Origin of the sequence: Bradyrhizobium sp. 956_D2_N1_4 (assembly GCF_052076025.1) — a bacterium.
Classification (GTDB): domain Bacteria; phylum Pseudomonadota; class Alphaproteobacteria; order Rhizobiales; family Xanthobacteraceae; genus Bradyrhizobium; species Bradyrhizobium barranii.
In genome coordinates, this window is record NZ_CP197237.1 from 3,088,263 (window position 1) to 3,101,425 (window position 13,163).

General features: G+C 64.8%; 12 protein-coding genes and 1 tRNA gene. 12 read left to right on the forward strand and 1 reads right to left on the reverse strand.

The window, feature by feature from the left end:
- The 3 genes from AB7535_RS14260 (at position 1) to AB7535_RS14270 (ending at position 1,229) form a co-directional block, all read left to right on the forward strand.
- Entirely contained in the window at positions 1–762 is a 762-nt protein-coding gene (locus AB7535_RS14260) for an ABC transporter ATP-binding protein (RefSeq protein ID WP_439036526.1), read from the forward strand.
- 56 nt (positions 763–818) lie between these two features.
- Positions 819–892: transfer RNA gene (locus tag AB7535_RS14265), tRNA-Cys, on the forward strand.
- Positions 893–1,082: 190 nt separating this feature from the next.
- On the forward strand, positions 1,083–1,229 hold the full coding sequence (locus AB7535_RS14270) for a hypothetical protein (RefSeq protein ID WP_008132040.1): 147 nt from the start codon (positions 1,083–1,085) through the stop codon (positions 1,227–1,229).
- 81 nt (positions 1,230–1,310) lie between these two features.
- Here the strand turns inward: AB7535_RS14270 and AB7535_RS14275 are convergent, their stop codons facing one another.
- Complete coding sequence (locus AB7535_RS14275) at positions 1,311–1,505, reverse strand: hypothetical protein (protein ID WP_439036527.1); 195 nt, start codon at positions 1,503–1,505, stop codon at positions 1,311–1,313.
- 262 nt (positions 1,506–1,767) lie between these two features.
- Between AB7535_RS14275 and AB7535_RS14280 the strand changes: the two genes are divergently transcribed.
- From AB7535_RS14280 to AB7535_RS14320, 9 genes are all read left to right on the forward strand, one after another.
- Positions 1,768–2,031, forward strand: a complete 264-nt coding sequence (locus tag AB7535_RS14280) for a hypothetical protein (protein WP_063983409.1) — start codon at positions 1,768–1,770, stop codon at positions 2,029–2,031.
- A gap of 440 nt (positions 2,032–2,471) precedes the next feature.
- Complete coding sequence (locus AB7535_RS14285; RefSeq protein WP_247310391.1) at positions 2,472–3,389, forward strand: ABC transporter substrate-binding protein; 918 nt, start codon at positions 2,472–2,474, stop codon at positions 3,387–3,389.
- Entirely contained in the window at positions 3,389–5,011 is a 1,623-nt protein-coding gene (locus tag AB7535_RS14290) for an amino acid ABC transporter permease/ATP-binding protein (RefSeq protein WP_439036528.1), read from the forward strand. Before AB7535_RS14285 ends, AB7535_RS14290 begins: the two co-directional genes overlap by 1 nt.
- Positions 5,012–5,054: 43 nt before the next feature.
- The gene (locus AB7535_RS14295; RefSeq protein WP_439036529.1) at positions 5,055–6,296 is read left to right on the forward strand and encodes an acetamidase/formamidase family protein; all 1,242 of its coding nucleotides are present in this window, start codon (positions 5,055–5,057) and stop codon (positions 6,294–6,296) included.
- A gap of 134 nt (positions 6,297–6,430) precedes the next feature.
- Positions 6,431–8,761: an acetamidase/formamidase family protein gene (locus AB7535_RS14300; RefSeq protein ID WP_439036530.1), complete on the forward strand. Its 2,331-nt coding sequence runs from the start codon at positions 6,431–6,433 to the stop codon at positions 8,759–8,761.
- Positions 8,762–8,775: 14 nt separating this feature from the next.
- Positions 8,776–9,159 (forward strand): RidA family protein, encoded by a 384-nt coding sequence (locus AB7535_RS14305; protein ID WP_439036531.1) that lies wholly within the window; start codon positions 8,776–8,778, stop codon positions 9,157–9,159.
- 386 nt (positions 9,160–9,545) lie between these two features.
- Positions 9,546–10,709, forward strand: coding sequence for a PspA/IM30 family protein (locus AB7535_RS14310; RefSeq protein WP_439036532.1), 1,164 nt, complete (start codon positions 9,546–9,548; stop codon positions 10,707–10,709).
- Positions 10,710–10,719: 10 nt separating this feature from the next.
- Complete coding sequence (locus AB7535_RS14315) at positions 10,720–11,379, forward strand: OB-fold-containig protein (RefSeq protein WP_166096525.1); 660 nt, start codon at positions 10,720–10,722, stop codon at positions 11,377–11,379.
- A 23-nt stretch (positions 11,380–11,402) separates the two neighbouring features.
- Positions 11,403–13,097, forward strand: a complete 1,695-nt coding sequence (locus AB7535_RS14320) for a flotillin family protein (protein ID WP_439036533.1) — start codon at positions 11,403–11,405, stop codon at positions 13,095–13,097.
- Positions 13,098–13,163: the final 66 nt, after the last annotated feature.

A 13,163-nucleotide genomic window follows, 5' to 3' on the forward strand; every position in this document is an offset into this window, starting at 1 on the left:
ATGAGCCTTGCTGCCCACATCGTGCTTCGCAACGTTTCGGTCAACTTTCCGGTGCTGTCGTTCCGCGACCGTTCGCTGCGCAGCCGCTTCGTCAGCGCGGTGACGCTGCGCCGGATGCCAGCGGTGCCGCACATCGTCTCCGCGCTCAACGACGTCAGTCTCGACATCCGCGCCGGTGACCGCGTCGCCATCATCGGAGCCAACGGCGCCGGCAAGACCACGCTGCTGCGGGTGCTCGCCGGCATCTATCATCCGACCGCGGGCAGCGTGGACGTACTCGGCCGCTGCCTGTCGCTGTTCGACCTGTCGGCCGGCTTCGACGAGGAGGCCACGGGCTACGAGAACATCGTGCGGCGCGGGCTCGTAATCGGCGCGCGGCGCTCCGAGATCGATGCGCGGCGGGCGGAGATCGCCGAGTTCACCGAGCTCGGTGACCGGCTCGACCTGCCGCTGCGGACCTATTCCAGCGGCATGATGCTGCGCCTGATCTTCGCGGTCGCAACCGCCGTGGAAGGCGAGATCGTGCTGCTGGACGAATGGATTGGCGTCGGCGACCAGCAATTCCGCCGGAAGGCGCGGCAGCGGCTCGACGAGATCGTGGCCCGCGCCGGCATCCTGGTGCTGGCCTCGCACGACATCGAGCTGATCCAGAGCACCTGTAACCGCGCGATCCTGCTGGAGGAGGGCCGGATCACCGCGGTCGGCCCGACCGATGCGATTCTTGCGAAATATCTCGCCGGTCCTGGCGCGGCAAAGGCGTAAACGCCCGGCCGGGGTTGCCTAAGCCATTGATCCCCTATATTGCTCCGCCCTTACGGGGCCACGTGGCGGAGTGGTTACGCAACGGTCTGCAAAACCGTGTACACCAGTTCAATTCTGGTCGTGGCCTCCATAACAACCTCCTGATATTTCATCATAAATTTTGCTCACCGCGCGTTCCGCGGAGCACGCGGTTGAGGCCTGCCAAGCCGTGCACACCGGGTTTGCCCGGGGCTTGGCGGACACCAGCGATTCAGGCCCGATGGCATAGACTTCGCATCTGCGAAGTGATGCGTCACGAACCCCTTGGATCTGGAGAGCACGTGAGCGACGTCGTCCGATTTGTCCCGAAATCCGAGCTGGAGCGGGCTCGCCTCATTCGCGAGGCCCGTGCGATCTATGACAGCATCTTTCCGCCGGCCGCACCTGACCGGGCGCCGCAGGACGGCGAGGAGCGGGTCAAGACCTGATCGGTCCCGCGCCATTCCGGCGCATGGCCGATAGCAAAACGCCCGCGGGAGCGGGCGCATCGGTTGACGTTGAAAGTGGTCTCAACAGGCCGCGTACCAGCCGTCCGGAAACGGCAGAAGGGGCCAGGCGCCCTCATTGTCATTGGCGGCTTTGGGCGTTGCGACGTACGACCACGAGCGGGGCACAAATTCCTCCTCCGGCTCGGGCGCGAAATCTTGACGGACCATGGCGTCCCGGACGGCATCCAGCAGCAAATTGAATTCGGCTTCGCTCATCGCACCCTCGCAGAACGCGGATGGCGCAATGTCGCAAAGCCGGTTTGTTACCCGATTGAGCCGATCGTTCGCATTTTAGCGACCCGGCGATCGGGCTCCGATTGGTTAGCGATTCCTTAAAATCCCCGCGGAACCGTACGTTCCTCCCGTCCGGCCTCAGTGTGAAAGAGATCACATCCCCCGCGATTTATTTCTCCTACCCCTTGGCACGACACCGGCCAGCGAAGGCCGGGGGCGGGCAAGGCAGACGGGAGACTTGGTCATGAGGGCAAGGTTCTTACGGTTTGCGGGGGCGAAGAGCCGGGCGCGCCGCGCCTCGACGGTCGGGCTGTTCCTGGCGCTATTCGCCTCCGCCGCCAATGCGCAGCAGGGAACGCCGGAGCAGCGCCGGGCCTGCACCCCCGACGTCTATCGGCTCTGCGCCGGCGAGATCCCCAACGTCCGCGCCATCACGGCCTGTCTGCGCCGTAACCGCTCAAGCTTGAGCGAGGCTTGCCGCACCGTCTTCGACCAGGCCGGCGGCTGACATAGCCGCCCTGTGGGTTTGTGCGCAGCAAGTGGCTCGTGCGGTCTCGCGAATCCGGCATAGTCGGCCTGTGGATATGCTGCGGACAGGCTGTGGAAAGCGGTGAGATGCTGTGGATGTCGTCCACAGATGCGTCTGCCCGGCACCTCATTTCCGTCAGTAAACGTCATATCTCTGTCAAATATCCTGACTGATTGATTCTCCGACCGTGCAGATCATTGCGTCGCGGGAGATCATTTGGTTCTCCCGAATTCGGAATTGCGTGCCGCAGGACACCTGACGCACGAACAGTTTTTGTGCAGGGTGCTGCCCAATTCGCGGGCCCCATTCATCCAATTTTTTGTACGCCCGCGGACAAGCTTTCCCGTCCGCACTCCACCTAGGCTCGTTCCCGAGATCTGGAACATGGCCAGTGCCATGGCAATTCGAAGGAGCTGGAGATGGAGACACGGGTATTGCCCCATGCACGGGGGATCGCACGCGCATCATTGCCATGGCGCAAGATCGCGCTCGGCGCCACCATCGCTTTCGGCTTCGCCGCCGCGGCACCGTTGAGCGCGCAGGCCGCCGCGCCCGCCGCCTGCGCCGCGCTCCAGGAGAAATATCCGGACTGGAAGGGCAAGACCCTCGTCAACGCCATCAACCCGCACACGCCGGGCTATGAGACGATCGATCCGAAGGATCCCAGCAAATATATCGGATTCGACATCGATCTTGGCGAGGCCATCGGCGAATGCCTCGGCTTCAAGCTGACCTACAAGCCGGTGACGTTCGCAGCGCTCCTGACCACGCTGGCCGCGGGTCAGGCCGACATCGTCATCTCCGACATCTACGCCACCAAGGAGCGCGCCAAGGCGGCCGACTTCATCACCTACTCGAAGGTGTTCGACGGCGTGCTGGTCGCCAAGGGCAACCCGAAGGGCATCAACGGCATCAACATGTCGATGTGTGGTGCTGCTGCCGCCGAAAACACCGGCTATGTCGAGGTGCCCCTGATCCAGGCGCTGATCCCGGAATGCAAGAAGGCCGGCAAGGCCGAGCCGACCATCCAGCTCTACGACAACAACGCCAACTGCATCCAGGCCATCCTCGCCGGTCGCGCCGACACCTATGTCAACGACGTCAACACCGTCGACAGCGCCGTCAAAGCCTATCCGGACAAGCTGGAAAAGGCGATCGCGGTGACGATCCCGTATTCGGTCGGCATCGCCGTCCCGAAGGACAAGCCGAAATTCCGCGACGCCGTGCTGGCCGCACTGATCGAGGTGCAGAAAGCCGGCACGCATATGGAGCTTCTGAAGAAGCATGGGCTCGACGTGAACAACTTCAAGGAGCCGGACATTCTGACGGCTGACTGATGTCGCTGTTCCTCCACTACCTGAGCATGCCGTATCTGCTCGAGGGCATCGAGCTCACCCTCGAGGTGACTGCCCTCGGGCTCGGTGGCGGATTGATCCTCGGATTGATCCTCGCCGGCATGCAGCTCTCGCGCTTCTGGCCCCTGGCGGCGATCGCCAGGGCCTACACCGTGATCTTCCGCGGCACGCCGCTGATCCTGCAGATGGTGTTCGCCTACGACGCGCTGCCGCATATCGGCATCAAGCTGCCGGCGGTGCTGGCGGCCGGCCTCGCGCTCGCCTGCAACGAGGCGCCGTTCATCGCGGAGATGCTGCGCGCCGGCGTGCTCGGCGTCGATCGCGGGCAGGTGACGGCCGGTCAGGCGCTCGGCATGACGCCGCGGATCCTGATGTGGCGGGTGATCGCGCCGCAGGCGATCCGCACCATGATCCCGGCCTTCGGCAACGAGGCCGTCAGTGCGCTGAAGAATTCCTCGCTGGCGTCCGTCGTCGCGGTCCAGGAGCTGACCTTGCGCTCGACGCAGCTGGCGTCCTCGACCTTCGACTTCTTCTCGATCTTCTTCGCCTCTGGACTCTTGTACCTCGTGCTGACCTTCGCCATCAGCGTCATCCAGTTGTTCGTCGAATGGCTGCTCGATCTCGATCGCGCCAAGGGGCGTCAGCGCAAGCTCGCCGACTATCTGCCCTGGCGTCGCGTCGACCTCGGCACCAAGCTCGAGCTCACTGAGGCGACCGTTGCCAATTCCGAACTCGTGCAAGCAGAGCTGACCGACACGCCGCCGCTTGCTCTGACCAGAGAGGAGCGCACGCGGCGTTCCGCGACGATCGCGCGCAACAACATCGCGGTCGAGACCAAGGACCTCACCAAGAGTTACGGCACGCAAAAGGTGCTCGGCGGCCTCGATCTCACCGTTCGCGTTGGCGAAGTGGTCGCGCTGCTTGGACCCAGCGGCTCCGGCAAGAGCACGCTGCTCCGCTGCATCAACCATCTCGAAAGCTGGGACGGAGGCACCGTGCGCGTCGGCGGCCGCCGTCTCGGCTTTGACGACGACGGCAAGTTGCTGTCACCGCGGGCGATCGCCAACGAGCGGGCAACCGTCGGTGTCGGCATGGTGTTCCAGCAGTTCAATTTGTTCGCCCATCTGTCGGCACGCGAAAACATCGCCGGGCCTTTGCGCTGGGTCCACGGTATGACCCGCATCGACGCCGACCGTCGGGCCACCGAGCTGCTCGACCGTGTCGGTCTCTCGCATCGCGCCGACGCGCTGCCGCGACATCTTTCCGGCGGCCAGCAGCAGCGCGTCGCCATCGCCCGCGCGCTGGCGCCCAATCCAAGCGTGCTGCTCTTGGACGAGCCGACCTCAGCGCTCGATCCCGAGCTCGTCAACGAGGTCCTGGAGGTGATCCGCCGCCTCGCCATCGACGACGGCCTCACCATGATCATCTCGACGCACCAGATCCGCTTTGCCGATGAAGTCGCCGACCGCGTCGCATTCTTGAGCGGCGGCGCGATCGTCGAGGAGGGGCCGGCGCACGAGGTGCTCACCAATCCCCGCAATCCGCTGACGGCGCGTTTCCTCAGCGTGATGGAAGCCGACAAGACTCCGGAGGCGGTGCGATGAGCGCTGCCTTCGTAAGGTTCAAGACTCCCGAAGAGGCCATCTCATGAAGCATTTCACGCTGCCGGTTTCGCCGAAGACCGTCCACTGGGGCTATTTCTCCAAGAAGGTGACGCCGGCCCTGACATTGCGCTCCGGGGATCGCGCCACCATCGAGACGCTGACCCATCATGCCAATGACGATTACGACCGCATGATCCAGGGCGATCCCGGCGCCGAGAGCGTGTTCCAGTGGACGCGCGAGCACAAGGCGGTCGCGCGCCGCGGCTCCGGGCCGGTCGAAGGTCCGTTTATCCGCGGCGCAGGCGAAGGGGTTGGCGTGCATCTTCTCACCGGACCGGTCGCGATCGAAGGCGCCGAGCCCGGTGACATCCTGGAAGTGCGCATCCTCGATATCAGGCCGCGGCCGAGCTGCAGCGCCTGCCACGCCGGCCGCTGCTTCGGCTCCAACGTCGCCGCAAACTGGGGCTTTCACTATCACGACCTGATCGAGGAGCCGAAGCCGCGGGAGGTCGTCACCATCTTCGAGCTCGACACCTCGGGCGAGCCTTATGCGAAAGCGGTCTACAACTACGTCTGGACGCCGCAGACCGACCCCGACGGCATCGTGCATCCCACCATCGACTATCCCGGCGTGCGCGTCGATCACGCCACCGTCAGGAAGCGCGAAAACATTCTGTCGAGCGTGAGGGTGCCCGCGCGATTGCATTTCGGCACCATGGGCCTCGCGCCCTCGGAAGCTGATTTCGTCAGCTCGATCCCGCCGAGCTACACCGGCGGCAACATCGACGACTGGCGCATCGGCAAGGGCGCGCGGATGTTCTATCCGGTCGCAGTCCCCGGCGCCTATTTCTCGGTCGGCGATCCCCACGCCGCGCAAGGCGACAGCGAGCTCGGCGGCACCGCAATCGAGACCTCGCTCACCGGCGATTTCGAGTTCATCCTGCACAAGAAGGCTGATCTGGCCGGCACCAATCTGGAGGGCCTCGACCATCCGATGCTGGAGACCGATCACGCCTGGTCGTTCTACGGCTTCACCTATCCGAACTATCTCGCCGCGCTCGGCGCCGACGCACAAACCGAGATTGCCAATCACTCGAGCCTCGACCGTGCGATGCGCGATGCGTTCAGAAAACTCCGGCGGTTCCTGATGACCGTGCATGGTCTCAGCGAGGACGAGGCGATCTCGCTGCTGTCGGTCGGCGCCGATTTCGGCGTCACGCAAGTGGTCGATGCCAATTGGGGCGTCCACGGCACGATCCGCAAGAACATCTTTCGCTGCGACTAATGCATTGAAGCGAGGCCTGTTTTCGGGATGAGGGGATGAGCAGCGAACGTCATTTGCGGCCCGTTGCTGCGACGGATGACCGCGTTCGTCTGGCACAGAGGTTGCTTCGATCAACCGCAATCTGGGTTGATCCGATGAGCTTCCGGCCGTTCACGAGCGAGTCCTACGCGCAAGACGACCGCCCCGAGGCCTGGCGGGACGTGCTGGCGGCGGTCGGCCTGCAGCCGGCGACCGGCCATTCCTTCTTTGACGGACACGCAACCGCATCGCATCGCCACACCGCAGGTGTTGCGCTGACGCGGATGGCGGCTGGCGCGCAAAGCGTCGCGCCGCTATCGCAAGCGAATGAAGACCTTCCGATCGCGCTGATCCCGGTCGAGGACGGCATGGTGCTGAAGAGCGTCGGCGGCCACCGCATCGTTCCGGTCGGCCATCTCGTGCTGCTGCCGCGGAGCGGGGACTGGAGCATCGTGTTCCAGCGTGACATGCGGGCCATCGTGCTGTCGGTGACCTCGGAAGCGCTGCACGGACGCCTCTCGGGCAGGCCGCGGCTCAGCGAGCCCCGCGTGGTTCCACCAAGCGGCTTTGCCGATGTGTTCTCGCGTCTGCTGGATGCGACCGCGCGCACGCTCGACACGCTGAGCGATGCCGAATGGAATTCGGTCGCGCAGTCCCTCGTTGATCTGCTCCTGACGCTCGCGCATCAACTGGCGGCCTCGACGTCCGATGCCGGATCGAGTGCGACGCAGGCAGCGCTCCTGCATCGGATCTGCCAGACCATCGAGCGGCGGCTCGACGATCCCGAACTGGCGCCGGCGCGCGTCGCGCAGGCCGAGGGGATTTCCGAGCGCTACCTGCAAAAGCTGTTCGAGACGGTCGGCGACAATTTCACCCATTACGTCCGGGAGCGCCGCCTCCAGCGTGCCTGGGCCGATCTGTCCAATCCGACCGAGGCGCATCGTTCGATCTCGGAGATCGCCTATGCCTACGGCTTTGGCGATTCCGCACATTTCAGCCGCGCCTTCCGTCATCGCTTCGGCCTGCCGCCGCGCGAATTCCGCCAGCAGGAGGCGGAGCGCGCGACCTTGCAGCATGGCATTGCCGGCCAGCGCGGCTGGCCGCAGGAGGCGCTGGCGCAGCTCCGCGTGCATCCGAGCGTCGAAGCACGCAGCACCGTTGCGTGTGCCGGCACCGAGGAGCGGACGACCACGGAACGCAGGCATCACCATCTCCCGGTCGAGGCCAGCCGCGTCCATTGGGGTTATTTCAGCCGCTCGCTATCGCCGCAAATCGAGATCGCCTCGGGCGACACCATCACCATCGAGACGCTGACGCAGCACGCCTCCGATGCGCCCGAGATGATGATCGCGGGCGATGCCGGTGCTGAAAGCGTGTTCGGCTGGACACGGGACAAGAAGAACGTCGATCGTCGCGGCGCTGGCCCGATGGATGCCAGCGTGTTCGGCCGTGGCGCCGGCGAAGGATTTGGCGTGCACATCTGCACGGGGCCGGTCGCGGTGAAGGATGCCCAGCCCGGCGACGTGCTGGAGGTGCGCATCCTCGACATCGTGCCGCGCGCGAGCCGCAATCCGAACCATGCCGGCCGCGTGTTCGGCTCCTCGGTCGCGGCCTGGTGGGGCTATCACTACAACGAGTTTCTCGGCGGTCCCATGCCGCGCGAGGTCGTCACCATCTACGAGATCTTCGACGATCCCGAGGAGCCGCACGCCCGGGCGCTTTATTCCTATCGCTGGGAGCCGCAGACCGACCCCTTCGGCGTCGTGCACGCCACCTACGACTATCCCGGCGTCCCCGTCGCGCCGGCCACGGTGAAGCGCCGGCATGCCGTACTCGATGGCATCCGCATTCCCCTGAGGCCGCATTTCGGCGTGATCGCGGTGGCGCCGCGCGAGGTCGATTTCGTCGACTCCGTGCCGCCGTCCTATTTCGGCGGCAATCTCGACAATTGGCGGCTGGGGAAGGGGTCTACCGTCTATCTTCCGGTTTCGGTGCCCGGCGCGCTGCTGTCGGTCGGCGATTCCCACGCCACGCAGGGCGACGGCGAACTCAGCGGCACGGCGATCGAATGCTCGATGACGGGGACGTTCGAGGTGATCCTGCACAAGAAGGCCGATCTTGCAGGCCGGCCCTTTGCCGATCTCTCTTATCCCCTGATCGAGACTGAGACCGACTGGGTGCTGACCGGCTTCAGCCATCCCAACTATCTCGCCGAGTTCGGCGCGCAGGGCCAAAGTGAAGTCTACACAAAATCCTCGCTCGACCTCGCCATGAAGGATGCGTTCCGGAAAATGCGGCGCTTCCTGATGAACGTCAAAGGCCTCAGCGAGGACGAGGCGATCGCGCTGATGTCGGCCGCCGTCGATTTCGGCGTCACCCAGGTCGTCGACGGCAATTGGGGCGTGCACGCCATCCTCAGCAAGCGCCTGTTTCGGGACGCGACTTAACAAGGACATCTCAAGTGAAATTCCACATGATCAGCGGCGGGCCGAAGCCGGTCGCGCCCTTCAGCCACGCCGTCGAGACCGACGGGTTTGTCTTCGTCACCGGCCAGATGCCGGACACGCCGCAAACACCGGGCGTGCTGCCAGAGGGCATCGTCGCGCAGACGCGCGCTGTCATGGAGAACTTGAAGGTGGTTCTCGCCGGGCTCGATCTCGGCCTCGAGCACGTCGTGATGACGCGGATCTATCTGACGCGTTTCAAGGAAGACTACGCCGCGATGAACGAGACCTATCGCACGTACTTCGCGCCGGATCGTTTGCCGGCTCGCACGTGTGTCGGCGTCACCGGGCTCGCCTATGATGCGCTGATCGAGATCGACCTGGTGTGCCGGCGGCCGTGAGCTTGGCTTTCGCAGCCCGGACGAGCGAAGCCATATCCGGGACCGCCTTCACTCTCGTGCCCCGGACGCTGCGCAGCACGAAGTGATGCGCTGCAGAGCCGGGCCCATGCCATAGCTAAGGTACGGCTTTCTGGGTCCCGGCTCTGCGCCGCAACGTTTCACGTTGCAGCGCGTCCGGGACACGAGAGTGGCAGTTGCCAAACGCTCCCTCCACTTCGTCTTAAATTGCAACCCGCGCGTGCAAGAAGTCTTGATCGGCGGTGATCTAGGAGTGATCCGCCGCCTTGAACGCACCAATGGCAGCCAGCGACCAATCCATAGAGTGCCCAAGGATCAGTGGAACGTGATCGCACCTCCTCTTCCTAAAGCACCAAAATGGTGCTTTAGTGCTTTCCATGAGCCCGTCGTCCCGAAACGCGCCATCCGCGCTGCGTTACAGGCTTGCCCCTGACCCGGCCGCCAAGGCCGCCATGGAGGCGACGTTCCAAGCCTATGACCGCATGATGGAGATCCTGGATGAGGTGGCGCGGAGCCATAACGTCGGCTCCAACGTCGTCCTGCTCCATGCCCATGCCTATGAGCCGATCCGGAAAGAAACCGCGCTGCCGTCGCGGCTGGTGACGCTGGGCCTGCGCGACCGCGCCGATTATCGCGCCGCGCAGGGCCGCCGCCTGCCGCTCGACGACAAGCTCGCCAAGATCAAGGGCCCCGCCACCATTTCGATTGCGACCGTGCAGGGGCGCTTCAGCGTGCCCTTCGACTATGCCGGCTATGCCGAGGGTTGGGGGCAGAGCGCTCCCGCGCACCTCATCCGCACCGACGACGGTTTCGAAGTTCACTACGGCGTCACGCCGAACAATCTGCCAGAGGAGGAGAACGCTATGGATACCATCGCTGCCGCCCCCGACAACTTCCTGTCCCGGGTCGGGCGCCTGATCGCCGGCATCGCCTATGACGCGATCGAGCAGGCGGAGGGGAAGAACAAGCTGAACGTGGTTGGCCAGGCCATCCGCGAGATCGAGCGCGCGGAAAGCGAGGCGCGCGATGCGCTCGCGGCCGCGCGCGCCGAGGAATACCGTCTCAACGCGCGCCGCACCGAGATCGAACGCGAGATGACCGATCTCACGCCCAAGATCGAGGGTGCGATCGCGGATAGCCGCGACGATCTCGCCCGCGCCGGCATCGCACGGCAGATGGACCTCGAGGCGCAGTTCGAGGTGCTTTCCCGGGCCATCGACGAGAATAATGAGAAGATTGAACAGTGCGTGACCTCGCTGCGCGCCGTGCTGTCAGCGCTCCAGGATGCCGAGCAGCGCCGCGCCGATCTCGAAAAGAGCGAGGCTCACGCAAGCCATCAGGCCTCGACGTCGCCCCGGAAGTCCGGTGGCGCCTCGGCGGCAGCGAAGGCCTTGCGCGCGGGCAGGGCGGTGGCGCGCGCCACCGGCGTTCCGGCAGCCATCCCGTATTCAAGCGACATCGACGAGCTCAGCACGTTGCATCGCGACAAGGAGATTGCAGCGAGGCTGGCGCGGTTGAAGTCGCGCTCCTGAGTAATGTGTCATGAGCGCTCTGCTCGAACACGTGATGTCGCCGGAGGTCAGGCCGTTCGCGATCGCGGCGGCCATGATCCTCATCGTCGGCTCGATCGAGGTGGTCTCGATGCTGGTCGGGGCCTCGCTCAGCGAGATGCTCGGCACCAACATCGATTTCGGTCACCCCAGCGACAATGGCGTGATCAACGCCATCTCCTGGATCAATGTCGGCGGCGTGCCGCTCTTGATCTTCCTGCTGCTGCTGCTCGGCGCGTTCTCCATCACCGGCTTCCTGATCCAGGACATTGCGCGGATGGTGGCCGGTCCCTTGCCGGCGACGCTCGCCTCGGTCGGGGCGGTCGCCGTCTCGATTCCGCTCGTCCGCGCTACCAGCCGCGCCATCGCGCGGGTCATCCCCAAGGATGAAAGCTACGCCGTCGGTCTCGGCGATCTCGTCGGCCGCGTCGGCGAGGTCGTGATCGGCCCGCTCGATCAGGGGCCGCCCGGCCGCGTCAGCGTCGCCGATGTCCACGGCAACCGCCATTTCGTCTGGGCGGTCGCCGCACCGTCATCATCGCCCCTGCCGCAGGGAACTATGGTCCTGCTGGTCGATCGCGCCGGCACCCGCTTCGTGGCGGTGAAGGCCGACGATGAACTGAAACCTTCCAAGCCCACTCTAAGCAGCTGACAAGCCATTTATTGGAGAAAGTCATGTTCGACATCGCAGTCCCGGCCGTGATCGGCGTCGCGCTGATCGTCGTCCTCGGGATCGTCTTCACCATCCTCTATAAGCGCGCCACCCGCGACGAGGCCTTCGTGCGCACCGGCCTCGGCGGCAAGAAGGTCGTGCTCGACGGCGGCGCCATGATCCTGCCGATCTTTCACTCCTATGCCAGCGTCAATTTGAAGACGCTGCGGCTCACCGTCGAACGCAAGGAGCGGGAGTCCCTGATCACCAAGGACCGCCTGCGCGTCGACATCGTCGCCGAGTTCTACGTGCGCGTCCGTCCTGACGATGAGAGCATTGCGCTCGCGAGCCAGACGCTGGGCGCGCTGACGAATGACGCCGAAGCCCTGCGTAACCAGGTCGAGGCAAAATTCGTCGACGGCCTGCGTTCGGTGGCGGCCACCATGTCCATCCTGGAGTTGCAGGAGAAGCGCAGCGACTTCGTCAAGCATGTGCAGGCGACAGTGGAATCGGACGTGAAATCCAACGGTCTCGAGCTTGAATCGGTGTCGCTGACCAAGCTCGACCAGACCGACGTCAAATTCTTCAACCCGGAGAACTTCTTCGACGCCGAAGGTCTGACCCAGCTGAAGACCGTTACCGAGACGCGCCGGCGCGACCGCAACTCGATCGTGCGCGACAACGAGGTGGCGATTGCGCAAAAGGACCTCGAGGCGCGGCAGCAGACCCTGACCATCGAGCGCACCAAGAAGGAGGCCGAGCTTTCCCAGGAGCGGGACATCGCCAACAAGACCGCGAGCACCCGCGCCGAGGTGGCGACCGCAACCCAGACCGCGCGCCTGACCGAGGAGAACGCCCGCATCGACACCGACCGCGCTGTTGCCGAGAAGGAGGCCGGCGCCAAGCAGGTCAAGGAAACCGCGGTCATCGAGTCGGATCTGGCCATCAACAAGCGCAAGACCGACGCGCAGCGCGAAATCCAGATCGCCACGCAGGAGAACGAGATTCAGATCGCGGCTAAGAGCAAGCAGACCTCGGAAGCCGTCGCCGACGCCAAGACCGCCGAGGCGCTCGCCGTCTCCGCGGAAGAAAAGGTCGTGACCGCCCGCGCGGTCGAGGTCGCCGACCGTGCCCGTCTCACCCAGGTTCTCGCCGCGCGCACCGAGGCCGAGCGCAAGTCGACCGAGCTGATCGTCGCGGCCGAAGCCGAAAAGAAGGCCTCGCTCGATCGCGCCGAGGCCGTCAAGACGCTGGCCACCGCGGAAGCCGAGTCCAACAAGATCAAGGCTGTCGGCGTCAGGAATATCGGCGAGGCCGAAGCCGCCATCATCACGCTCAAGAACGAGGCGCAGAACAAGCTCGGCGCCAACGTCATCGACTTCGAGCTCGCCAAGAAGCGGATCGAGACCATGCCCTCAGCGCTGGCCGAGATGGTCAAGCCGATCGGCAATCTCAAGGACGTCCGCATCCTGCACACCGGCGGCGCGTTCGGCGGCAATGGCACCGGCGGCGGCAATGTCGGCTTCGGCGAAGGGCTTGCGGGCGAGCTCCTCAAGGTGCACGCGCTGCGTCCGATGATCGACGAGATCCTGCGCCAGAGCGGGTTTGCGCCGGGCGAGGATCCCGTGAAAGCGCTGGTCGGCGCCGTGACGGGAAAGAGCAACGGCGCCGCAGTGCCGGCGCCCGTGCCGGAGAAAACAAACGCCGCCGATCTATGAACGCCGGTTCATTGCTGCGGAGAATTCGAATCGATATGAACTGCCCGTGCGCGTCTCGCGTCGCGC

Excerpts from the sequence above, each read along its gene's own strand:
- AB7535_RS14260 (WP_439036526.1), top strand. The coding sequence starts at position 1 with ATGAGCCTTGCTGCCCACATCGTGCTTCGCAACGTTTCGGTCAACTTT.
- AB7535_RS14275 (WP_439036527.1), bottom strand. The coding sequence starts at position 1,505 with ATGAGCGAAGCCGAATTCAATTTGCTGCTGGATGCCGTCCGGGACGCC.
- AB7535_RS14280 (WP_063983409.1), top strand. The coding sequence starts at position 1,768 with ATGAGGGCAAGGTTCTTACGGTTTGCGGGGGCGAAGAGCCGGGCGCGC.
- AB7535_RS14285 (WP_247310391.1), top strand. The coding sequence starts at position 2,472 with ATGGAGACACGGGTATTGCCCCATGCACGGGGGATCGCACGCGCATCA.
- AB7535_RS14290 (WP_439036528.1), top strand. The coding sequence starts at position 3,389 with ATGTCGCTGTTCCTCCACTACCTGAGCATGCCGTATCTGCTCGAGGGC.
- AB7535_RS14295 (WP_439036529.1), top strand. The coding sequence starts at position 5,055 with ATGAAGCATTTCACGCTGCCGGTTTCGCCGAAGACCGTCCACTGGGGC.
- AB7535_RS14300 (WP_439036530.1), top strand. The coding sequence starts at position 6,431 with ATGAGCTTCCGGCCGTTCACGAGCGAGTCCTACGCGCAAGACGACCGC.
- AB7535_RS14315 (WP_166096525.1), top strand. The coding sequence starts at position 10,720 with ATGAGCGCTCTGCTCGAACACGTGATGTCGCCGGAGGTCAGGCCGTTC.
- AB7535_RS14320 (WP_439036533.1), top strand. The coding sequence starts at position 11,403 with ATGTTCGACATCGCAGTCCCGGCCGTGATCGGCGTCGCGCTGATCGTC.